The 21,158-nt window shown below is 71.9% G+C and carries 20 protein-coding genes; 12 read left to right on the forward strand and 8 right to left on the reverse strand.

The genetic code is table 11. The features are described 5' to 3' along the window. Positions 1-87: 87 nt before the first annotated feature. Both GPA04_RS12695 and GPA04_RS12700 read right to left on the reverse strand, forming a co-directional pair. Positions 88-1,143 (reverse strand): hemolysin family protein, encoded by a 1,056-nt coding sequence (locus GPA04_RS12695; RefSeq protein ID WP_156224546.1) that lies wholly within the window; start codon positions 1,141-1,143, stop codon positions 88-90. After that, positions 1,140-2,456 (reverse strand): hemolysin family protein, encoded by a 1,317-nt coding sequence (locus GPA04_RS12700; RefSeq protein WP_206674210.1) that lies wholly within the window; start codon positions 2,454-2,456, stop codon positions 1,140-1,142. The genes GPA04_RS12695 and GPA04_RS12700 overlap by 4 nt, the downstream gene beginning before the upstream one ends. A 211-nt stretch (positions 2,457-2,667) precedes the next feature. Here GPA04_RS12700 and GPA04_RS12705 point away from each other — a divergent pair, with 211 nt between their 5' ends. From GPA04_RS12705 to GPA04_RS12725, 5 genes are all read left to right on the forward strand, one after another. Further along, a complete protein-coding gene (locus GPA04_RS12705) occupies positions 2,668-3,384 on the forward strand; it encodes a response regulator transcription factor (protein WP_156224547.1) in 717 nt (238 codons plus the stop codon). Between the two features lie 26 nt (positions 3,385-3,410). Continuing rightward, the gene (locus GPA04_RS12710) at positions 3,411-4,580 is read left to right on the forward strand and encodes a HAMP domain-containing sensor histidine kinase (protein WP_241680766.1); all 1,170 of its coding nucleotides are present in this window, start codon (positions 3,411-3,413) and stop codon (positions 4,578-4,580) included. Positions 4,581-4,755: 175 nt separating this feature from the next. Beyond that, positions 4,756-8,679: a multifunctional oxoglutarate decarboxylase/oxoglutarate dehydrogenase thiamine pyrophosphate-binding subunit/dihydrolipoyllysine-residue succinyltransferase subunit gene (locus tag GPA04_RS12715; RefSeq protein ID WP_156224548.1), complete on the forward strand. Its 3,924-nt coding sequence runs from the start codon at positions 4,756-4,758 to the stop codon at positions 8,677-8,679. After that, a complete protein-coding gene (locus tag GPA04_RS12720) occupies positions 8,676-9,266 on the forward strand; it encodes a GDSL-type esterase/lipase family protein (RefSeq protein ID WP_277754304.1) in 591 nt (196 codons plus the stop codon). Before GPA04_RS12715 ends, GPA04_RS12720 begins: the two co-directional genes overlap by 4 nt. A gap of 198 nt (positions 9,267-9,464) precedes the next feature. Then, positions 9,465-9,746 (forward strand): hypothetical protein, encoded by a 282-nt coding sequence (locus tag GPA04_RS12725; protein WP_156224549.1) that lies wholly within the window; start codon positions 9,465-9,467, stop codon positions 9,744-9,746. Between the two features lie 72 nt (positions 9,747-9,818). Here the strand turns inward: GPA04_RS12725 and GPA04_RS12730 are convergent, their stop codons facing one another. From GPA04_RS12730 to GPA04_RS12745, 4 genes are all read right to left on the reverse strand, one after another. Next, positions 9,819-10,652, reverse strand: coding sequence for a DUF4097 family beta strand repeat-containing protein (locus tag GPA04_RS12730; RefSeq protein ID WP_156224550.1), 834 nt, complete (start codon positions 10,650-10,652; stop codon positions 9,819-9,821). Beyond that, positions 10,649-11,632 (reverse strand): zinc-binding dehydrogenase, encoded by a 984-nt coding sequence (locus GPA04_RS12735; RefSeq protein ID WP_156224551.1) that lies wholly within the window; start codon positions 11,630-11,632, stop codon positions 10,649-10,651. Before GPA04_RS12735 ends, GPA04_RS12730 begins: the two co-directional genes overlap by 4 nt. 399 nt (positions 11,633-12,031) lie before the next feature. Then, a complete protein-coding gene (gene rsrA, locus GPA04_RS12740; protein WP_156224552.1) occupies positions 12,032-12,301 on the reverse strand; it encodes a mycothiol system anti-sigma-R factor in 270 nt (89 codons plus the stop codon). Continuing rightward, positions 12,298-13,077: a sigma-70 family RNA polymerase sigma factor gene (locus GPA04_RS12745; protein ID WP_436277912.1), complete on the reverse strand. Its 780-nt coding sequence runs from the start codon at positions 13,075-13,077 to the stop codon at positions 12,298-12,300. Before GPA04_RS12745 ends, rsrA begins: the two co-directional genes overlap by 4 nt. Before the next feature lie 95 nt (positions 13,078-13,172). On the opposite strand from GPA04_RS12745, the gene GPA04_RS12750 reads away from it, so the two are divergent. The 5 genes from GPA04_RS12750 (at position 13,173) to GPA04_RS12770 (ending at position 17,761) form a co-directional block, all read left to right on the forward strand. After that, complete coding sequence (locus GPA04_RS12750) at positions 13,173-13,685, forward strand: DoxX family protein (RefSeq protein WP_156224554.1); 513 nt, start codon at positions 13,173-13,175, stop codon at positions 13,683-13,685. Between the two features lie 34 nt (positions 13,686-13,719). Next, positions 13,720-15,012, forward strand: a complete 1,293-nt coding sequence (gene aroA, locus GPA04_RS12755) for a 3-phosphoshikimate 1-carboxyvinyltransferase (RefSeq protein WP_156224555.1) — start codon at positions 13,720-13,722, stop codon at positions 15,010-15,012. Between the two features lie 4 nt (positions 15,013-15,016). Further along, entirely contained in the window at positions 15,017-16,036 is a 1,020-nt protein-coding gene (gene rsgA, locus GPA04_RS12760; RefSeq protein WP_156224556.1) for a ribosome small subunit-dependent GTPase A, read from the forward strand. A 71-nt stretch (positions 16,037-16,107) separates the two neighbouring features. Beyond that, a complete protein-coding gene (locus tag GPA04_RS12765; protein ID WP_156224557.1) occupies positions 16,108-17,304 on the forward strand; it encodes a carboxylate-amine ligase in 1,197 nt (398 codons plus the stop codon). Between the two features lie 40 nt (positions 17,305-17,344). Further along, positions 17,345-17,761, forward strand: a complete 417-nt coding sequence (locus tag GPA04_RS12770; RefSeq protein WP_366464685.1) for a nucleoside deaminase — start codon at positions 17,345-17,347, stop codon at positions 17,759-17,761. A 76-nt stretch (positions 17,762-17,837) separates the two neighbouring features. Here GPA04_RS12770 and GPA04_RS12775 read toward each other — a convergent pair whose 3' ends face one another. After that, complete coding sequence (locus GPA04_RS12775) at positions 17,838-18,710, reverse strand: helix-turn-helix domain-containing protein (RefSeq protein WP_241680767.1); 873 nt, start codon at positions 18,708-18,710, stop codon at positions 17,838-17,840. A 35-nt stretch (positions 18,711-18,745) separates the two neighbouring features. Here GPA04_RS12775 and GPA04_RS12780 point away from each other — a divergent pair, with 35 nt between their 5' ends. Next, entirely contained in the window at positions 18,746-19,324 is a 579-nt protein-coding gene (locus tag GPA04_RS12780) for a maleylpyruvate isomerase family mycothiol-dependent enzyme (RefSeq protein ID WP_156224558.1), read from the forward strand. A gap of 10 nt (positions 19,325-19,334) precedes the next feature. Further along, positions 19,335-20,138, forward strand: coding sequence for an LLM class flavin-dependent oxidoreductase (locus tag GPA04_RS12785; RefSeq protein WP_156224559.1), 804 nt, complete (start codon positions 19,335-19,337; stop codon positions 20,136-20,138). A 3-nt stretch (positions 20,139-20,141) separates the two neighbouring features. Here GPA04_RS12785 and GPA04_RS12790 read toward each other — a convergent pair whose 3' ends face one another. Then, the gene (locus GPA04_RS12790; RefSeq protein WP_162458602.1) at positions 20,142-21,146 is read right to left on the reverse strand and encodes an aldose 1-epimerase; all 1,005 of its coding nucleotides are present in this window, start codon (positions 21,144-21,146) and stop codon (positions 20,142-20,144) included. Between the last annotated feature and the right edge of the window lie 12 nt (positions 21,147-21,158).

The following is a 21,158-nucleotide window of genomic DNA, read 5'->3' on the forward strand; positions in this document are numbered from 1 at the left end:
GTTCTTCACGAGCCGGGTGGGTCAGACCACACGAACGTCGGATCCGGCGACGGGCGAACGGCCGCGTGGCGCCGCGGTGTGCGGGCCTCACCGGCGCGGCATCTGCTGGCGCTGCATGAGATCACGGACCTCTCCGACCAGCTCCTCGAGGATGTCCTCGAGAAACACGACGCCGGTCGCCGGACCGTCGGCCTCGGACACCAGTGCCAGGTGCACGCCCTTGGCCTGCATGTTCTCCAGCACGGTCTCGACCTCGTCCTCCGCGGTCGCCACCGACATCGGCCTGACGCGCCACGACGGCACCGGCGCGCGCCGCAGCTCCGGGGTGCTCGCGTAGAGCACGTCCTTGATGTGCAGGTAGCCGACCGGCGCCCCATCCTCGGAGACCACCGGGAACCGGGAGTACCCGGTCCGGGTCACGGCCAGCTCGACGTCCTCGGGGGTGGCGCCCACCGGCACGGTCGTCAGCTTCTCGAGCCCGACCATCACGGTGGCAGCGGTGGCCTCGGAGAACTCGATGGCGCCGGAGATCAGGCCGACCTCGTCCTCGAGCACCCCCTCGGCCCGGGACCGCTCGACGATCGAGGCGACCTCCTCCGCCGTGAACGCCGAGGCCACCTCGTCCTTGGGCTCGACGCCGAGCATGCGGAGCACCACGTTCGCGATCCAGTTGAGCAGCCGGATGACCGGTGAGGCGACCTTGCTGATCCAGACCAGCGGCGGGCCGAACCAGAGCGCCGCGCGCTCCGGCGTGGAGACCGCGAGGTTCTTCGGCACCATCTCGCCGAGCACCACGTGGAGGTAGACGACGATCGCGAGCGCGAGCGCGAACCCGACGACGTGCGCGGCCTCCTCGGGAGCGCCGGCAGCGATCAGCGGACCCTCGACGAGACGCGCCAGCGCCGGCTCGGCGACCACGCCCAACCCGGTCGAGCACACCGTGATGCCGAGCTGGGCGCACGCGAGCATGAGCGAGACATGCTCCATCGCCCACAGCACGGTCTTGGCGCCTCGGACGCCCTGCTCGGCGAGCGGTTCGATCTGCGAGCGCCGCGCCGACATGATCGCGAACTCGGCGCCCACGAAGAACGCGTTCGCAGCCAGCAGGAGGACGGCGATCAGCAGCCCGGTGCCGATGCTCATCGCTCCACCTCGGGCTCGACGTCCACGGCGGTGACGCGGATCGAGTCCACGCGGCGTCCGTCCATCCGCTCGACCCGCAGCCGCACGCCGGGCACCTCGACCTCGTCGGCGACCTGCGGGAGCCGCCCGAGCATCGTCATCACGAGCCCGCCGAGCGTCTCGTAGGGCGCCTCGTCCGGCACCCTCAGCCCGGTCTCGTGGTGCAGCTCGTCAGGCCGTAGCGTGCCGGCCACGACCCAGGTGCGCTCGCCCCCGGAACGCACGGGCCGCCGTCGGGGGTCGTGCTCGTCGGCGACGTCGCCGACCAGCTCCTCCACGACGTCCTCGAGGGTGACGGCGCCCGACGTGCCGCCGTACTCGTCGACCACGACGGCCATCTGGTGCCCGAACTCGCGCAGCTCCAGCAGCAGCGGCGCGAGCCGGATCGTCTCGGGGACGCGCGGCGCGTCGTCCATGAGGGCGCCGACAGGGACGCTGTCGCGACGCTCGAACGGCACCGCGACGGCGCGTCGCAGGTGCACGAGCCCGACGACCTCGTCCGGGGAGTCCTCGATGACCGGGAACCGCGAGTGCCCGGTCTCGCGAGCCCTCGCGATCACGTCGGCGGCGGTGTCGCTCGACTCGAGCGTCGCGAGCCGCATCCGGTCGGTCATCACGTCGACGGCGGTCAGCGAGCCCAGCCCGATCGACCGGGTCAGCAACGCGGCGGTGCCGACGTCGAGCGTGCCGACCGCGGCGGAGTGCCGCACCAGCGCGGCGAGCTCGGGGGCCGACCGTGCCCCGCTCAGCTCCTCGCGCGGCTCGATCCCGAACTTGCGCAGCACCCAGTTCGCCGAGGAGTTCAACCCCTGGATCATCGGGCGCAGCGCCAACGTGAAGCCGCGCTGCACCGGTGTGATCAGTCCCGCGACCTGCATCGGCTCGGAGATCGCCCAGTTCTTCGGGATCAGCTCGCCGAACACCATCGAGAAGGTGTTGACCAGGACGAGGCTCCCGGCCACGGCGATCGCGGTCGCGGCGCTCTCGGCGAGCGCCGAGGGCAGGGCCGCCGTCAGCAGGTTCGAGATCGCCGACTGGGCGGTGTAGCCGAGCAGGATCGTGGTCAGCGTGATGCCGACCTGCGCGCCGGAGAGCTGCGTCGACAGCTGCCGCAGCGCCTTGGAGACGCCGGCGGCGCGGCGGTCACCCGCGGCGACCCGGCGATCGACCGCGGTCGGGTCGAGCGCGACCAGCGAGAACTCGGAGGCGACGAAGACGAATGTGCCGGCCGTGAGGACGACACCCAACAAGACCATCAACCAGTCGACGATCACGCAGGATCCCCGACCGGTTTCGTATGACCGCTCTCCATGGTGGCGCACAGCCTAACCGGCGCGGCGCCGCCGGGGAACTGCGTCCACAGGCGCCGGCCGCACGCCGGCACCGCCCCGGACGCACGAGACCTCCCCGACCTCGTCACCAGGCCTGCGCAGCAGCGGCCGCCACGTCCCGCGAACCGGCGATCGGCTGTGCCAGAGTGGCGGTATGAGCCCAGCGACACCCGTGGTGCTCGTCGTCGAGGACGAGCCCGAGATCGCCACCCAAATCGTCCGACGTCTGGAGGCGGAGGGCTGGACCGCGCACTCGGTCGGTGACGGCAACGCCGGCGTCGAGGCGGCCACGACGCTGCGACCCGACCTCGTCGTCCTCGACGTGATGCTGCCGGGCATCGACGGCCTCGAGGTCTGCCGCCGGATCCAGGCCCAGGGCGCGGCCGACGGCCGGGCCGCACCTCCGGTTCTCATGCTGACCGCACGCGACGACGAGACCGACCTGCTCGTGGGGCTCGGCGTCGGTGCCGACGACTACATGACCAAGCCGTTCTCGATGCGCGAGCTGCTGGCTCGCCTGAAGGTGCTGCTGCGCCGGGTCGAGCGCGCTCGTGCCAGTGCGCAGACGAGCGACGGCGAACCTCCCCTCGTGCTCGGGGACCTCACCATCGACCGGGCCGCCCGGCGGGTGTTCCGGGGTACCGACGAGGCGCACCTGACGCCCACCGAGTTCGACCTGCTCGTCTGCCTGGCCGCGACGCCGCGCACCGTGCTCTCGCGCGAGCGGCTGCTCGCCGACGTCTGGGACTGGGCCGACGCCTCGGGCACCCGGACGGTCGACTCCCACATCAAGGCCCTGCGCCGCAAGCTCGGCTCGGAGCTGATCCGGACCGTGCACGGCGTCGGCTACGCGCTCGAGCCCGTCACCTAGGCCGTGTCTCGATACCGGCTCCAGACATGACCGAGCGGCACGGCCGGCAGGTCCCGACGAGCCCACCGGGTCCGCAACGGGTGCGGCACGCGCGCTCCGACGAGCCGTCGTGGCGCAACCCTTTCCCCGACACGATGCTCGACCTGCGCCCCCTCGACCCGGTGCAGTCGCTCAAGGGGAAGATGATCGTCATCATCGCCGCGACCGCGACGATGTACATGCTGGTCACCTGGCTGGGCGACCAGCTCTTCGGCCTCGGGGTGCTGCGCACCTTCCCGCTGGCGCTGGTCTGCTCGCTGGTCCTGACCCAGCTCCTCGCGCGCGGCATGACACGGCCGCTGCGCGAGATGACGGCGGCCGCCCGGGCGATGGCACGCGGCGACTACTCGATCCGCGTGCACACCAACAGCCGCGACGAGGTCGGCCAGCTCGCCGCCGCCTTCAACTCGATGGCCGCCGACCTCGACGCCCTCGACAGCCAGCGGCGCGAGATGGTCGCCAACGTCAGCCACGAGCTCCGCACCCCGGTCGCGGCGCTGCGTGCCCAGGTCGAGAACATGGCCGACGGCGTGATCGAGCCCGACTCCGACGCCCTCGAGGCCGCGCTCGCCCAGATCGAGCGGCTGTCCCGGCTGCTGGCGTACCTGCTCGACCTGTCCCGCCTCGAGGCCGGCGCGGCCGACCTCCACGTCGCGCCGATCGCCGTCGACCCGTTCCTGCGCAGCATCGTGAGCGACACCTCCCGGGCCAGCGCGCGGACCGAGCTGCGCTGGGAGGTCGAGACCAAGCCGGACGGCCTGACCGTCGTCGGCGACGAGGAGCGGCTCCGGCAGGTCGTGTCCAACCTTCTGGACAACGCCTCACGGCACTCCCCCGACGGCGGCACCGTCACCTTGCGCAGCTCGGCCACCCACGGGTACGTGGTGATCGACGTCATCGACGAGGGCCACGGGATCCCCGAAGCCGACCGCGACCAGGTGTTCGGCCGGTTCCAGCGTGGCAACGCCCCTGCTCAGACCGGCGGGACGAGCACCGGCGGCACGGGTCTGGGGCTGGCGATCGCCCGCTGGGCGGTGGGTCTGCACGAGGGCACGATCGCCGTCATCGATCCTCCCGGCGGCGTCGGCACCCGGATCCGGGTGCGGCTCCCCGCCGCTGGTCCGCGCGGTCGGGCCGGCGGCGACGACGAGCCGTGACGGACGGTCTGTGACCCCAGGTTGACCGCCGTTTGACTCGGCGGCGCGCGAGCCGGTGAATCTGGCCCACGACGGCCCGAAACAGGCCTCTCGGTGCGGGTTATGGAGCCAGTTTGTGACACGCTGGGTAGGACGTACTTGTCCACATGCAGGTTGAGGGAAGAGGCGACACCGCGTGTCCGCACCGACCGCTGGCGAAGGGGCTACCGGGCACTCCGGCGCTGCCACCTTCGGCGGTAACGAATGGCTGATCGAGTCTCAGTTCGAGGCATACCAGAACGACCCTGAGTCGGTCGAGGAGTCATGGCGGGAGTTCTTCGCCGACTACACGCCGCCGGAACAGTCCGAGCAGGCCTCGAACGGCAGCGTCGGTGCCCACGCAGGCAGCGCCACGACGAAGCAGCCGGCCGCGAAGACGCCCGCCACGGTGCCCGCGGCGCAGGCGAAGCCGCCGGCGAGCCCGCCCCAGGCCGGCGGTGGACAGACCCCGCCCGAGCCACGCCAGGAGCAGCCGCTGGCCAAGCAGCCGGCGGCATCGACCCGCCCCGCTTCCGCCGAGCCCGTGCCGCCGCCGCCCGCCCCGGTCGACGAGTCCTCGCACGCTGCCGAGACCCTGGTCGAGGAGCCGGCGCCGGTGGCGCCCGAGGCCGTCGGTCCGACAGCGCCCTACACCCAGCCCGCCCCGCGACGCCGCGAGCTGAGCACCGGGGGCGATGACGAGCTGCAGCGCCTGCGCGGCCCGCAGGCGCGCGTGGTCACGAACATGGAGTCCTCGCTGGCAGTCCCCACCGCCACGAGCGTTCGCGCCATCCCCGCCAAGCTGCTCGTCGACAACCGCATCGTGCTCAACAACCACCTGGCACGCGGTCGCGGCGGCAAGGTCAGCTTCACCCACCTCATCGGGTTCGCGCTCGTCGAGGCCCTCATGGAGATGCCCGAGATGAACGCGGGCTACCGCGTGGTCGACGGCAAGCCCGGCGTGCTGCGCCCCTCGCACATCAACCTCGGCCTGGCGATCGACCTCGCCAAGCCCGATGGCACCCGGCAGCTGCTGGTGCCCGCGATCAAGGGCGCCGAGGCGATGGACTTCGCCCAGTTCTGGCGTGCCTACGAGGACGTGGTGAAGCGCGCGCGTGGCAACAAGCTCACGGTCGAGGACTTCCAGGGCACCACGATCTCGCTGACCAACCCGGGCACGATCGGCACCGTGCACTCGGTGCCGCGCCTGATGGAGGGCCAGGGCACGATCATCGGCGTCGGTGCGATGGACTACCCCGCCGAGTTCCAGGGAGCGTCCGCGGAGAACCTCGCGCGGATGGGTGTCTCGAAGGTGATGACCCTCACCTCCACCTACGACCACCGCATCATCCAGGGCGCCCAGTCCGGCGAGTTCCTGCGGGTCATCCACAGCAAGCTGCTCGGCGAGGACGGCTTCTACGACCGCATCTTCGCGGCGCTGCGGGTGCCGTACGAGCCGGTGCGGTGGACCACCGACGTCGACGTCGACCCGGCCAACGACTTCGGCAAGCCGGCCCGCATCCTCGAGCTGATCCACGCCTACCGCTCGCGCGGTCACCTGATCGCCGACACCGACCCCCTCGCCTACCGTCAGCGCAAGCACGCCGACCTCGACGTGCAGAACCACGGCCTGACGCTGTGGGACCTCGACCGCTCCTTCCCCACCGGCGGCTTCGGCGGCAAGCCGAGGCTGCCGCTGCGCGACATCCTCGGGCTGCTGCGCAACTCCTACTGCCGCACCATCGGCTCGGAGTACATGCACCTGCACGACGGCGCGCAGCGGCGCTGGCTGCAGCAGCGGCTGGAGTCCGGCTGGAACAAGCCCGAGCCGCAGGTGCAGCAGCAGATCCTGCGCAAGATCAACCAGGCCGAGGCCTTCGAGACCTTCCTGCAGACGAAGTTCGTGGGGCAGAAGCGCTTCAGCCTCGAGGGCGGGGAGTCGTTGATCCCGCTGCTCGACCAGATCCTGCAGGCGGCTGCTCACGAGGGGCTCGACGAGGTCGGCATCGGCATGCCGCACCGCGGCCGGCTCAACGTGCTCGCCAACATCGCCGGCAAGTCCTACGGCCAGATCTTCGCCGAGTTCGAGGGGAACCAGGACCCCAAGACGGTCCAGGGCAGCGGCGACGTCAAGTACCACCTCGGCACCGAGGGCGAGTACACCTCGCTCACCGGTGAGAAGACCCGCGTCTACCTCGCGGCGAACCCCTCCCACCTCGAGGCCGTCAACGGCGTGCTGGAGGGCGTGGTCCGCGCCAAGCAGGACCGCATCGACCTCGGCGGCGGCGGCTTCTCGGTGCTCCCGATCCTCATCCACGGCGACGCCGCGTTCGCGGGTCAGGGTGTGGTCACGGAGACGATCAACCTCAGCATGCTGCGCGGCTACCGCACCGGTGGCACCATCCATGTGCTGATCAACAACCAGATCGGCTTCACGACCGGCGCCTCGTCGTCGCGCTCCACGCTGTACCCGACCGACGTCGTCAAGGGCCTCCAGGTCCCGGTGTTCCACGTGAACGGCGACGACCCCGAGGCCGTGGCGCACGTGGCCCAGCTCGCGTTCGAGTACCGGCAGGAGTTCAACCGCGACGTCGTTATCGACATGGTCTGCTACCGCCGCCGTGGTCACAACGAGGGTGACGACCCCTCGATGACCCAGCCGGTCATGTACGGGCTGATCGAGAACAAGCGCAGCGTCCGCACCCTCTACACCGAGGCGCTCGTTGGCCGCGGCGACATCACCGAGGACGAGGCGAAGCAGGCCCTGCAGCACTTCCAGGGCGAGCTGGAGCGGGTCTTCACCGAGTCCCGTCAGGACTCGGTCAAGAAGGGTGACCAGGTCGCCGGCCTCGAGGTCCCGGAGTCCCAGCAGGAGGACGCCGGGATGATGGTCGGGTGGCAGACCGCCGTGCCAGGTTGGGTGCTCGAGCGCATCGGCGAGGCGCACGTGCGCCCGCCGGAGGGCTTCACGGTCCACAACAAGCTCAAGCAGCTCCTGGACCGCCGGTCCACCATGTCCACCCAGGGCGACATCGACTGGGCCTTCGGCGAGCTCGCGGCCTTCGGGTCGCTGCTGATGGAGGGCACCCCGGTGCGCCTCGCCGGCCAGGACAGCCGCCGCGGCACGTTCGTGCAGCGGCACGCCGTGTTCCACGACCGTCAGACCGGTGCCGAGTGGACGCCGCTGACCTACCTGTCGGCGGACCAGGCGAAGTTCTGGGTCTACGACTCCTCGCTCAGCGAGTACGCGGCGCTCGGCTTCGAGTACGGCTACTCGGTCGAGCGGCCCGACGCGCTCGTGCTCTGGGAGGCGCAGTTCGGCGACTTCGTCAACGGCGCCCAGATCGTCATCGACGAGTTCATCTCCTCCGCCCAGGCGAAGTGGAACCAGAGCTCGTCGGTCGTGCTGCTGCTGCCGCACGGCTACGAGGGTCAGGGACCGGACCACTCCTCCGCACGCATCGAGCGCTTCCTGCAGATGTGCGCCGAGGACAACATGGTGGTCGCACAGCCCTCGACGCCCGCGAACTACTTCCACCTCCTGCGCCGCCAGGCCTACCAGCGGCCGCGCAGGCCGCTGGTGGTCTTCACGCCCAAGCAGCTGCTGCGGCTGAAGGCGGCGACCTCCTCGGTGGAGGACTTCACCGAGGGCACCTTCCAGCCGGTCATCGGTGACGCGCACGTCCCCGCGGACCGGGTGCAGGACGTCGACCGGGTGCTGCTGTGCACCGGGCGGGTCTACTACGACCTGCTGGCCGAGCGCGCGAAGCGGAGCAGCACGGGCGACGAGAAGACGGCGATCGTGCGGCTCGAGGAGCTCTATCCGTTCCCGGCCGCGGAGCTGGTGGCCGAGCTGTCGCGGTACCCCGACGACGCCCAGCTGATGTGGGTGCAGGACGAGCCCAGCAACCAGGGCGCCTGGTCCTACGTGTCCTACCAGATGCGGTTCAAGACCCCCGAGCTCGCCGGCCGCGACCTCGAGCACGCGAGCCGCAGGCCCGCGGCCGCCCCGGCGACCGGCTCCGGCAAGGCGCACAAGAGCCAGCAGGACGAGATCATCGCCCAGGCGTTCGCACGGTGAGCAGGCGAGTTGCCGTCGTCGGCGACGAGCTCGCCGCCGGCGTCGGTGACCCGCGCGGGATGGGGTGGGTCGGCCGTGTCATCGGCCGCACCACAGCACCGGAGACGCTGGAGGTCTACACTCTCGCGGTGCCGGGCGAGACCTCCACGCAGCTCTCCGCGCGGTGGGAGACCGAGTGCAACCGCAGGTTCGGGCCGGGTGACAACCGGCTCGTGGTGTCGCTCGGCTCGGCCGATCTCGACCACGGCATCTCGCTCGCGCGCAGCCGGCTGAACCTGGCGAACGTCCTCGACGACGCGGCGAACCGCCGTATCCCGGCGTTCGTGGTCGGGCCACCGCCACGCCCCGGTGTGGAGGAGTCGGCGCTGGCCGAGCTCAGCCGTGCCTACTCGGACGTCTGCCAACGCCGTCGGGTCCCTTACGCCGAGACCTTCGAGCCGCTCCGCGCCCACGAGCAGTGGCTCGCCGACGTCGCCGCCGGTGACGGCATCCACCCGGGGCAGGCCGGGTACGGCCTCCTCGCCTGGCTCGTGCTCCACAACGGGTGGCACGACTGGATCGGCGCCGACGACCCGGACGCCTCGTGAGCGCCCGACGGCGCTCCGGCATCTGAGGAGCCCGGCCGGTCTCAGCTCGTGACACCGGGGTTGACACGGTGCGCCGCCGCGACACGCCGGGTTGCCCGTCGGGCCGGTCTGTGTGACGGTGGATGTGTCCGAGGCGCAACGCGACCAGTGCAGCGTGCTGCTCGTCAGCGTCACAGCCAAGGCGAAAGAGAGCTGAACATGCTCAGCATCACCGAGACTGCCCAGACCGCGATCCGCTCCCTCAGTGAGCAGGCCGGGCTCCCCGAGACCGGCGGCGTCCGACTCGCGATGGACGAGACCCAGGACGGCCTGCAGATGTCGTTGGCCCCCGAGCCCCAGACGGGTGACCAGGTCGTCGAAGGCGCGGGAGCCCGCGTCTTCATGCCGACCGAGACGGCCACCCTGCTCGAGACGCAGGAGCTCGACGCTGCTGCTACCCCCGAGGGCACGGGATTCAGCCTGCGCGCGCAGGCCAGCTGACCCAGCACCGACAAGGGCCGGGCGGCGTCACACCGACGCCGCCCGGCCCTTCGTCGTGCGGGAGCGGCCCCCTCATGCGTCCTGCACGTCGCCGGGCGGCAGCGGTGGCGACCATGGGGTGGAGCGCTCGACCGTGACGTTGCCGCTGACGGTCGTCACGGTCGCCATGACGCGGTCCCCCGATCCCGCCTCGTCCACCCGCGTGACGCCGAAGCCGCTGTTGCGCTCACGCCCGTCGACCTTCACGCGCGCGGCGACGCCACGGACCTCGAGCTCCAGGTGCGCCTGCGTGGGCACCACGACGCCGACGTCGCCGGAGACCGTCGTCAGCGTCAGCAGCGACGCGCCGCCGCGCTGGCGCACGTGGATGTCACCGGAGACCGAGGTGACCGCGGCCCGTGGCAGCTCACCGTCGACCCGCAGCACACCCGAGGCCCCGCTCACGTTCACCGGGCCGTTATGGTCCTCGACCTCGACGCTCCCCGAGGCGGTGCGCAGCTTGATGGCCCCGGTGGTGCGGACCAGCCGCGAGGGTGCGGACGCCGTCGAGACGTCCACATCGCCGGTGCTGCCGCTCACGACCACCGGCGCGCTGACCGTCGCCGCCGACAGGCTGACGCCGGAGCCGACGTGCAGCCGCACGACCGCACGGTCAGGGGTGTCGGTGGACGTCAGCCGTTTGATCCAGCCGTCCCAGCCGATCGAGGGGTAGCCGACGCTGACGCGGTCGGCCTCGGTGGCGATCTCCAGCGGCTGGCCGACGATCTCGGTGACCTCCACGACCACCCCGGGCTGGTCGCGCGGCACCACCTCCAATGCGCCGCCCACGAGCTGCACGCGCACGGAGGCGCCGTCGTCGCTGGTCACGGTGTCGGGGCCGGTGATGATGCGGGACATGGTGGTCATGAGGCCGTGCCTTCCGAGGTGAGGACGATCTTGCCGAAGGACTCCCCGTCCAGGAGCCGCGCGAAGGCGGCGCGGACGGCGCTGTCCGAGCTCAGGTCCGAGGTGGTGTCGATCACGGGCGCCACACCGCTCGCCTTCATCATCGCGGCGAGCCGGGAGAGCTCGGCCCGGGTTCCCATCGTGGAGCCCACGACGCGAAGGCTGCGGAAGAACACCCGGTTGAGGTCGGCCGAGGGAGCGGGTCCCGAGGTCGCTCCGGCCACGGCCACCACGCCGCCGGGACGCAGCGAGCGCAGCGAGTGCCCCCACGTGGCCTCCCCGACCGTCTCGATCACGATGTCGACCGGCTGCACCCGCTCACCGCCGGCCACCGCGTCGTGGGCACCGAGGTCGAGCGCCCTCTCGAGCTTGGCGGCGGACCGCGACGTCACGGTCACGTGCAGGCCCGCCGCACGCGCGAGCAGCACGGCAGCGGTGGCGACACCACCGCCGGCACCCTGGATCAGCACACGCTGCCCCGGGCGTGCGTCGGCGGCGTGGAACAGCAGCCGGTAGGCGGTCAGGTACGCGGTCGGCAGGCACGCGGCCTCGGCGAACGACATCCCCTCCGGCATCGGCACCAGGTTGCTCGCCGGCACCGCCACCCGCTCGGCGAGCGTGCCCGGGTGCAGCTCGGAGAGCAGCGTGCGCCGCGGGTCGAGGGTCTCGTCGCCCTCCCACCCGCGCGAGGAGATCACACCGTGGACGAGCACCTTCGAGCCGTCCGGTGCGATGCCTGCGGCATCGGTGCCCAGCACCATCGGCAGCCGGTCCCCCGGCAGCCCCACACCTCGCAGGCTCCACAGGTCGTGGTGGTTCAGCGACGCCGCACGAACCTGCACCCACACCCAGTCCGGCGGGACCTCGGGCTCGAGCTCGCCGATCCTCAGCCCGGCGAGCGGGTCGTCAGGATCCTGGGATGCCGCGTAGACACTGCGCACCCAGCCAGCCTACGACGAACGCGAGGAGCTCAACGGTGGCGCGGGCTCCGCCGGTGACTTGCCGCCCACCCCCGCCCAGCACCGGTGAGTTAGCGCCCACACCCGCGAGGTACCGGTGAATTAGGGCCCACCGCAAGCCCTTCGGTGGGCCCTAACCCACCGCCACTGCGGGGACGTGGGCGCTAGGTCACCGACGCGGTCGGTGGACGTGCATGCGCAACCACGCGCGAGGCCGGGCCGCAGCCGAGCGTGCAGGACCGCCGTCGTGACAGCGGGCTGTGCGTCGCGCCCACCCAGAGACCGCGAGGAGCCGCAGGAACACTGGTAGTGCTGCACGTGGACAGCCACCGTTGGCACGCCCCATGCAGCTGGTCAGCCCAGCACGAGCTCCGATCCCTGTCAGCCCGCCCCGGAGGTGCGGGCACGGATCACCGTGATCTCGGTGCGCACACGCAGACGGAGGGTCTCGGGTGCGACCTCGGAGCAGGACCGGCGCAGGACGGCGCGCAGCCGCTGCTCGAGCTCGGCCTCACCAAAGCACGAGGTGCACTCCTCGAGGTGCGCGCGCAGCCGGTGGCCGTCGAGCTCGCCGATCTCGGAGTCCAGGTACTCCTCGAGCTTGTCCAGCGCCTCTTCGCACTGGCACCGCTCGCTGGGCTGGTCGCTCATCGTCCCTCCCTGACCAGACCGAGGTCACGGGCGTGGTCGGCCAGCAGCGTGCGCAGCTGGCGACGGCCCCGGTGCAGCCGTGACATCACGGTGCCGATCGGGGTGTCCATGATCTCGGCGATCTCCTTGTAGGCGAACCCCTCGACGTCGGCGAGGTACACCGCCATCCGGAAGTCGTCGGGAAGATCGGCGAGGGCCTGCTTGATGACGTCGTCGCCGATCTGGTCCAGCGCCTCCGCCTCGGCCGAGCGCAGCCCGGTGGAGGTGTGCGAGGCGGCGCGGTGCTCCTGCCAGTCCTCGATGTCGTCGGCGTTGGACTGCAGCGGTTCCCGCTGCTTCTTGCGGTAGGAGTTGATGAAGCTGTTGGTGAGGATCCGGTACAGCCACGCCTTGAGGTTCGTCCCCGGGCGGTACTGGTGGAACGCGGCGTACGCCTTGGCGTACGTCTCCTGGACCAGGTCCTCGGCATCGCTCGGGTTGCGCGTCATGCGCAGCGCGGCGCCGTACAGCTGGTCGATGAGAGGCATCGCCTCGTCCTCGAACCGCTGGTCCCGCTCGGCGGTGGTCTCTTCCGGTGCGCGCTCCAGATCGGCGCTGTCGCTCTCGGCGATCACGCCTGGTCCCTCACCCTGATCTGCCATCACCGACGAGCCTAGTCTGCGTCGGCGACCTCGCCGCGCCGGGGGGCCGCTGGGCGCCGGCCGGCCGGCGGTACCAGGGCAGCCGGGCCGTGCCGGCGCCTCGGCACGGGCCCGATCGGTCGCAGTCGTGGTCAGTGCTGTCACGTCCGGCTCAACGTCGAGGAACGTCTCGGGAATTCCCGGCGACGCTTCGGCTACCGAAGTGGCCCGCAGTGCTGTAGCAATGAGACATGAGTCCTCTTCGTGCGCTCGCACGCCCGCTGCTGGCATCGGCTTTCATCCTCGACGGCGTCGACGCGCTGCGTCATACCGAGGAGCACGCCCGCAAGGCCCAGCCGTTCGCCCCTGCGCTCGCCAAGGCCGGGGCGAAGGTGCCGGGCCTGCCCACGGACCCGAGGACGCTGACCCGTCTGGTCGGTGCGGTCCAGATCGCTGCCGGCGTGCTGCTCGCCACCGGGAAGGCACCGCGCGTCGCCGCAGCGACGCTCGCGGTGATCACGGTCCCGACGGCGATCGTTCGCCACCCCGCGTGGGCCAGCACCGGTGCCGAGCGGCAGGAGCACCTCGGTGGCCTGCTCCGCAGCGCCGCGCTGCTCGGCGGCCTGATCTTCGCGGCCGAGGACCGCGAGGGAAAGCCGTCGATCGGATGGCGCTACGACAACTGGCGCGAGCACCGCGAGGAGCTCGTCCAGCTGCGCGACGAGCTCAAGGCCGAGGTCAAGGCCGCCAAGCAGGCCGCCTGATCGTTGACGGTCTCGGGATGACTACCCTGGGCGGGTGCTGACTACCGCCGCCTGGCCCGCCCCCGGCGCGCACGCGCCGCTGGACGCGACCGTCCTCGTGCCCGGATCGAAGTCGCTGACCAACCGGGCGCTGCCGCTCGCGGCGCTCGCGACCGAGCCGACCACGATCCGCGGCGCGCTCCGCTCGCGCGACGCCGACCTCATGATCGCGGCGTTGCGCGCGCTGGGCACCGGGATCGAGGTCGCCGACGGCGGCACGACGGTCCGCGTCACCCCCGCGCCGCTGCGCGGGCCCGCCGAGATCGACTGCGGCCTCGCCGGCACCGTGATGCGGTTCCTGCCCGCGATCGCCGCGCTCGCCGACGGCCCCGTGGTGCTCGACGGCGACGCGGCCGCACGAGTGCGGCCCATGGGTCCGGTGCTCGCGGGCCTGGCCCGCCTCGGCGTGAGGGTCACCTCCGCCGACGGCGGCGAGCCCCGTCACCTGCCCGTGACGGTGCACGGTGCCGGGTCCGTGGTGGGCGGCGAGGTCGAGATCGACGCCTCGGCGTCCTCCCAGTTCGTCTCGGGCCTGCTGCTCGCGGCCCCCCGGTTCGAGGCCGGGCTGACGCTGCACCACGTGGGCGAGGTGCTCCCGAGCCAGCCCCACATCGACATGACGATCGCGGTGCTGCGCGAGCGCGGTGTGGACGTCGACGACATCGCACCGGGCAAGTGGCGCGTCGAGCCCGGCCCGATCGCCGGCGGCGAGGTCGTGGTTGAGCCGGACCTGTCGAACGCCGGACCCTTCCTGGCGGCCGCGCTCGTCGCCGGCGGCACCGTCCGGGTGCCGCACTGGCCCGGCGCGACCACGCAGCCGGGGGCGTTGCTTCCCGACCTGCTCGGCCGCATGGGCGCCGATACCGACCTCACCGACGGCGTCCTGTCGGTCACCGGCACCGGCTCGGTACGCCCGATCACGGTCGACCTCGGGCTCGCCGGCGAGCTCGCGCCGACGATCGCCGCGCTGGCGTCGCTCGCGCCCGGCGAGTCCCGCCTGACCGGCATCGCCCACCTCCGCGGCCACGAGACCGACCGCCTCGCCGCTCTCGTCACCGAGATCGACCGGCTGGGCGGCCATGCCGAGGAGCTGCCCGACGGTCTGCTGATCCGGGGCGGCGGGCTGCACGGCGCCGTCGTCGAGACCTACCACGACCACCGGATGGCGACGTTCGCCGCCGTCGTGGGTCTCGCCGTCGAGGGTGTCGAGATCATCGACATCGCGACCACGAGCAAGACCCTCCCCGACTTCCCCCAGATGTGGGCCGACATGCTCGGGGCGCGCTGAGACCATGACGCGGGACCTGCAACGCGACGCCGAGGACGACGTGCGTGTGCGCCCGAACCGGCGCGGCAGCCGCCCTCGCACCAAGCACCGCCCCGAGCACGTGAGCGCCATCCCAGGGATGGTCCTCGTGGTCGACCGCGGCCGCTACGACGTCCTGCTCGACGACGGCCCGCGGGTGCGAGCGATGAAGGCACGCGAGCTGGGTCGGGCCGCGATCGTGGTCGGGGACCGGGTCGACGTGGTCGGCGACACCTCCGGCGCCCCGGACACGCTCGCCCGCGTGGTGCGGGTGCACGAGCGGGCGACCACGCTGCGGCGGTCCGCCGACGACACCGACGACGCGGTCGAGCGGGTGCTCGTCGCGAACGCCGATCAGCTGGTCGTGGTCACCGCGCTCGCGGACCCCGAGCCCCGGCCGCGCATGGTCGACCGCTGCCTCGCGGCCGCGTTCGACGCCCGGATGGACGCGCTGCTGTGCCTGACCAAGGCCGATCTCGCCGACCCGGCGCCGTTCGCGGCGCAGTATGCGGCGCTCGACGTGCCCGCGCTGGCCACGGTGATCAGGCAGGGCACGATCGAGGGCATCGAGGCGCTGCGCGAACGGCTGACGGGCAGGGTGTCGGTGCTGATCGGGCACTCGGGCGTGGGCAAGTCGACGCTCGTCAACGCGTTGGTGCCCGAGGCGCTGCGCGACACCGGTGGCGTCAACGAGGTGACAGGGCGGGGACGGCACACCTCCTCCTCGGCGGTCGCGCTGGCGCTGCCCGAGGGAGGCTGGGTCATCGACACCCCCGGTGTGCGCGGCTTCGGGCTGGCGCACATCCAGCCCGACGACCTGATCCGGGCGTTCGCCGATCTCGACGACGTGGCCGAGGCCTGCCCCCGCGGCTGCACGCACGCCGCCGACGCACCGGACTGCGCGCTCGATGCCTGGGTGGCCTCCGGGGCCGCGGGAGCGGCCGGCGAGGCGCGGCTCTCGAGCTTCCGGCGGCTGCTCGCCAGCCGTGAGGGCAACGAGAGCTAGCGTCCGCAGCCCGGTTCGGCAGGCCTTGCCAAGCGTGATCCGCCGACGCTTTCATCGTCGACACTGAGCACATGCGTACCCTTGGTGTTGAGGAAGAGTTCTTGATCGTCGATCCCTACGACGGCAGTCCCCTGCCCCTCGCCGCAGACCTGCTGCGCCACCAGGACCCGGGCGACCAGGTGCATCTCTCTCCGAACCCGACGGTGACTGTCGAGATGCACCAGGAACAGCTCGAGGTCATCACGCATCCGCACAGCAGCCTGAGCGGACTCGCCGCCGAGATCGTGGCGGGCCGCTCCTACGCCGACTCGCTGGCCCGCAGGGCGGGCGCGAGGATCGTTGCGCTCGCCACGTCCCCGCTCGCGGTCAGACCGCATGCCACCAGCAACGACCGTTACGACGTGCTGCTGGAACGATTTGCTCTGACGGCACGTGAACAGCTGACCTGCGGATGCCACGTCCATGTGTCCGTCGACTCGGACGAGGAAGGGGTCGCGATCCTGGACCGCATCAGGTCCTGGCTGGCGCCGCTCATCGCGTTGAGCTCCAGCTCCCCGTTCTGGAACGGCACGGACAGCGGCTATGCCAGCTTCCGCACCCAGGCCTGGAACCGGTGGTCCAGCGCCGGGCCCACGGAGGTCTTCGGCTCGGCGCGGGCCTACCAGAGGATGGTGGCGGACCTGTCGGGCACCGGGGTGGTCATCAACCCGGACTTCGACGCGCGCATCTCCGCCCGCCACCCCACCGTCGAGATCCGGGTGTCCGATGTCTGCCTCGATCCGCGCGACACCGTCATGATCGCCGCCCTGGTGCGGGCGCTGGTGGAGACGGCTGCCCGAGAACGGGAGGCCGGACAGGCACCGGACATGGTTCCGGCCATCATCCTGCGCCAGGGGACCTTCCTGGCCAGCAGGTGGGGCATCCGCGGCGACCTGCTCGATCCGATCACCCACCGGCCGGACACCGCACGGCGTGTCATCGGCGTGCTCTACGACCATGTCCGGGACGCCTTGGAGGAGGCGGGGGACGCGACCTACGTCTGGGAGTCCCTGCAGAGGATCCTCAGCACCGGGACCGGGGCCGATCGACAGCGGCAGGCCTACGAACGCCGTGGCCGACTGGCCGACGTCGTGACCGACGCCATCGGGGTCACTCACCACGAACCCACCGATGTCCTCCCACCGGGGAACGGCCTCGCGGCTGTCCCCACTCTCGGGAGCGCTGGGGAACCGGCGCGCGAGGACGAGCTCGGCCTGCTCACTGCCTAGGCTCATCGGGAAACCAGGAGCAGGGGAACCAGGAGAACGCATGGACGGCGGAATTACCGAAGAGGACCGGCGCCGGCTCGCGCGCTGCGTCGAGCTGGCCGAGGAGGCGCTCGCCGATGGTGACGGACCCTTCGGCTCGGTGCTGGTCGACGGCTCTGGTGCCATCCGCGCCGAGGGACGCAACCGCGAGGTCAGCGACGGCGACGCCACCCAGCACCCCGAGCTGGTGCTGGCTCAGTGGGCGGCGCGGAACCTGTCTGCCGCCGAGCGGGCCGACGCCACCCTGTACACCTCGGGCGAGCACTGCCCGATGTGCGCCGCGGCGCACGGGTGGGCGGGATCGGCAGGCTGGTGTTCGCGATGTCGACGCCACAGCTGGTCGAGCTGCGAGCCTCACTGGGACTGCCTGCCGGGCCGGTGGCGCCGCTCCGGGCCCACGAGGTCGCACCGCAGGTGACGGTCCTCGGGCCCGTGCCGAGCCTTGTCGAGGCCGTCGCGGCCCTGCATCGTCGGGCTGCCGCACCTCGGTAGCCTCAGCGATCCCGATCGCGGGCGGGAGCGACCCGGGGACGACGCTCGTCCGGCGCTGCGAAACGCGCAGCGAACCGGCCCGGCGTCATCCCGGTGACACGCCGCCAGTCGCGCGTGAAGTGGGCCTGGTCGGCATAGCCGAGATCGGCGGCGACGCGCGCGAGGTCGACCTCGTGGTGCCGCAGCCGCTCAGCCGCCTCGTGCAGCCGGCGGCGCTGCACCAGCCAGCGCGGTGTCAGCCCCAGCCAGCGCCCGGTCAGACGCTGCAACGAGCGCTCGGTCGTGGCGAAGGCCTCCACGAGACCCGAGACACGCACCAGGTCCGGCTTGCCCTCGACGTAGGCGACGACGTCGTTGACGCGCTGGGCCTGCTCCCCGATCGGCAGCAGGTGCTCCAGCTCCGCCTCGAGCAGGCCCGCCGCGGCGCGCTGCCGCTCGCCGTCGCCAGGATCGGGCCCCAGGGTCCTCCGCACCCGGGTCACGAGGGCCTCGCCGCCGGGAAGCACGTCCGAGAGCGGCACGTGCCTGTCGCGGAGCTCCCGCATCGACCTGCCGGTGAGCAGGTGCCCGGTCGCGGGCTGCAGCATCACCCCGCACGCCCACCCGGTGCCCTCCAGGTCGGTGCGCGAGAGGCCGGAGGCGACGCCGTAGAACCGGGCATAGCTGTGGGAGACGACGATCAGCGCGCATGGGTACTGCAGCACCTGCTGCGTGCGGACGCCGCCGCCGGGCACCGACCACACGGGCATCCAGAAGCGGCGCACCAGCGACGCCATCGCGGGCGAGGGCGCCAGACGAGCGATCCGGAACGAGTCGTCAGCAGGGTCGACCAGGTGCGCACGCTCGACGTCGTTCAGCCTGTCGGGTTTCGACAAGACCCCTCCTCTCTGCCCCTTCTACGGTCGTGATCATGACGACCACGAACCACACGGACAACGCCGACCTGCTGAGCCTGCAGTACCGCACGCTCGCCGACCGCATCACCAGCCTCCTGCACGCCACCGACAGCCGGTCGCTGCACCGACCCAGCCCGTGCGAGGGCTGGGACGGCGCCGACGTCGTCGAGCACATGATCACCACCCAGCGCGACTTCCTCGGCCGCCACACCACGATGCCCGAGCTGACCGCCACCGAGCCGATCGAACGCTGGCAGCAGCATGTCGCGCAGGTCGGCGCGCTGCTGGCCGACGGCATCGGCGAGACCCACCTCGAGGGGTACTTCGGGCCCACCACTCTCGGCGCCACCCTGGCCCGCTTCTACGGTTTCGACATGGTCGTGCACCGGTGGGACATCGGTGCCGCCATCGGGGTCGACGTCGTCTGGGACCAGGACGAGCTGGCGCAGACCGAGACCAGCATCGACGGCTTCGGCGACCACCTCTACGCCGACGGGATCTGCGCCGAGCCGATCGAGCCCGGCCCCGGTGCCACGCGACAGCAGCGGCTGCTCGCGCGCATGGGGCGGCGCGGTGTCGGTGCCATCGCCTAACCTGCTCGGCATGGCCACCATCGGACTCATCTTCCCGCCGGACCAGCCGCCGGAGCGGCTCCACGAGATCGCGCTCGCCACCGAGGCGGCCGGCATCGAGGAGCTGTGGCTCTGGGAGGACTGCTTCAAGGAGAGCGGTATGGCACCGGCCGGTGCGGTGCTCGCCTGGACCGAGCACCTCCGGGTCGGCATCGGCCTGTTCCCGGTGCCGCTGCGCAACGTCGCCCTCACCGCGATGGAGATCGCCACGCTCGCGCGGCTGTTCCCCGAGCGGCTGCTGCCCGGCATCGGGCACGGTGTGCTGGACTGGATGGGCCAGGTCGGTGCCCGGGTGGCCTCTCCGCTGACGCTGCTGCGCGAGTACGGAACCGCGCTGCGCCGCCTGCTCGAGGGCGAGAACGTCACGGTCGAGGGCCGGTACGTCAACCTCAACGACGTGCAGCTGAGCTGGCCGCCGCAGAACGTGCCGCTGCTGGTCGGCGCCGAGGGCCCGAAGACCCTGGCGCTCGCCGGGGAGATCGGCGATGGCATCATCCTCACCGGTGGCACCGGGACCGAGGGGGCAGCGCAGGCGATCTCGATCGCCCAGCAGGCCCGGCGGGACGCCGGCATCGACGCCGAGCTCGACGTCGTCTCGTTCCTGTCCGTCCCTGTGACGATCGGTGCCGACGAGCTCAGCGAGCAGATCGCGGCGCTGACCGCCGTCGGGGCCACGCGCGTGAGCGTCTGCGGGGTCTCCGAGGACGGTCCTCCCGATGGCAGCGAGCGCATCCTCGGGCTGCTCGAGGTCGTCGGTCAGGTCGCGGGGCGGTGACCCTCAGGGCGCCTCGGTGCTGAGCCCGACCGTGACGGTGCGGGTCTCGCCGCCTGCGAGGCGCAACGGCGTGCCACCCTTCGTCTTCGCCACCTCCAGGCCCTGCCCGGGGTAGGTGGTGCCGGGCTCGATCGCGCACACGTAGGCGCGCTTCCACCACGGGTGGCCGGGGGTGTCGCCGAGCTCCTGCCACAGCCACGCGCTGGGGTAGACGCTCGTGTCCCACTCCAACCGCGCCGCCAGCCCGATCGCGTCGTTGACCAGTCGTGCCCACCCGGTCTCGAACTCGGACAGGTAGACCAGGCGGTGGGTCGGGAAGTCCGGAATCCTCGAGAGGTCGACGGCGGAGCCGTCCTGCGCGGGTGCGTGCGGCCACGTGGACCGCTGCCCCGCGGCGAGGTCGCCGTCGGCGATCGTGTCGTCGGTCTCGGTGACGCCGGCGCCGGTCTCGATCCGCGTTCCCGCGGCGACCAGCGGCGCACCGAACGAGGGGTGCTGCGACCACATCACCTCGATCGGGACCGGCGCGAGGTTGGTGAGCGTCTCGGTGACCGCGAGCGCGCTGCCGATCAGCTCGAGCCGCCGGTGCAGCCGCAGCGGTGCCCGGATCAGCCCGACCTCCAGCTCTGCCCACACCCGTTCGCCCTCGACACCGGTGCCGATGACCGTCCACGGCAGCAGCGCGGCCTCGCCGTGGAACCCCCAGGTGGTGCCACCGGGTGCCGGCGTGGCCGCGCCGGCGTTGGGGCACAGCACGTTCCAGCCACCGGGGAACCGCTCGCCCCACTCGGTCTCGGTCGGGGCGCTGAACGGGCCGGTGCTGCGCGGCGGGATCCCCCAGGGGACGCGCCACAGCACGTCGACCTCGGTGCGAGCGTCGACGAAGGACACGATGTCGCACCCCAGCTCCGGGATCAGCTGCACCCGCGCGCCGGCGGTCACCATCTCCAGCGCGGGCCACCCGCCCTCGACCGTGACCTCGCGAACCTCCGCTGCCTGTCCGTTCACTGCCGCTCCTTC

The organism is Pseudactinotalea suaedae (assembly GCF_009733815.1).
Lineage (GTDB): Bacteria > Actinomycetota > Actinomycetes > Actinomycetales > Beutenbergiaceae > Pseudactinotalea > Pseudactinotalea suaedae.

Excerpts from the sequence above, each read along its gene's own strand:
- GPA04_RS12695 (WP_156224546.1), bottom strand. The coding sequence starts at position 1,143 with ATGAGCATCGGCACCGGGCTGCTGATCGCCGTCCTCCTGCTGGCTGCG.
- GPA04_RS12705 (WP_156224547.1), top strand. The coding sequence starts at position 2,668 with ATGAGCCCAGCGACACCCGTGGTGCTCGTCGTCGAGGACGAGCCCGAG.
- GPA04_RS12710 (WP_241680766.1), top strand. The coding sequence starts at position 3,411 with ATGACCGAGCGGCACGGCCGGCAGGTCCCGACGAGCCCACCGGGTCCG.
- GPA04_RS12725 (WP_156224549.1), top strand. The coding sequence starts at position 9,465 with ATGCTCAGCATCACCGAGACTGCCCAGACCGCGATCCGCTCCCTCAGT.
- GPA04_RS12730 (WP_156224550.1), bottom strand. The coding sequence starts at position 10,652 with ATGACCACCATGTCCCGCATCATCACCGGCCCCGACACCGTGACCAGC.
- rsrA (WP_156224552.1), bottom strand. The coding sequence starts at position 12,301 with ATGAGCGACCAGCCCAGCGAGCGGTGCCAGTGCGAAGAGGCGCTGGAC.
- GPA04_RS12750 (WP_156224554.1), top strand. The coding sequence starts at position 13,173 with ATGAGTCCTCTTCGTGCGCTCGCACGCCCGCTGCTGGCATCGGCTTTC.
- rsgA (WP_156224556.1), top strand. The coding sequence starts at position 15,017 with ATGACGCGGGACCTGCAACGCGACGCCGAGGACGACGTGCGTGTGCGC.
- GPA04_RS12765 (WP_156224557.1), top strand. The coding sequence starts at position 16,108 with ATGCGTACCCTTGGTGTTGAGGAAGAGTTCTTGATCGTCGATCCCTAC.
- GPA04_RS12770 (WP_366464685.1), top strand. The coding sequence starts at position 17,345 with ATGGACGGCGGAATTACCGAAGAGGACCGGCGCCGGCTCGCGCGCTGC.
- GPA04_RS12780 (WP_156224558.1), top strand. The coding sequence starts at position 18,746 with ATGACGACCACGAACCACACGGACAACGCCGACCTGCTGAGCCTGCAG.
- GPA04_RS12785 (WP_156224559.1), top strand. The coding sequence starts at position 19,335 with ATGGCCACCATCGGACTCATCTTCCCGCCGGACCAGCCGCCGGAGCGG.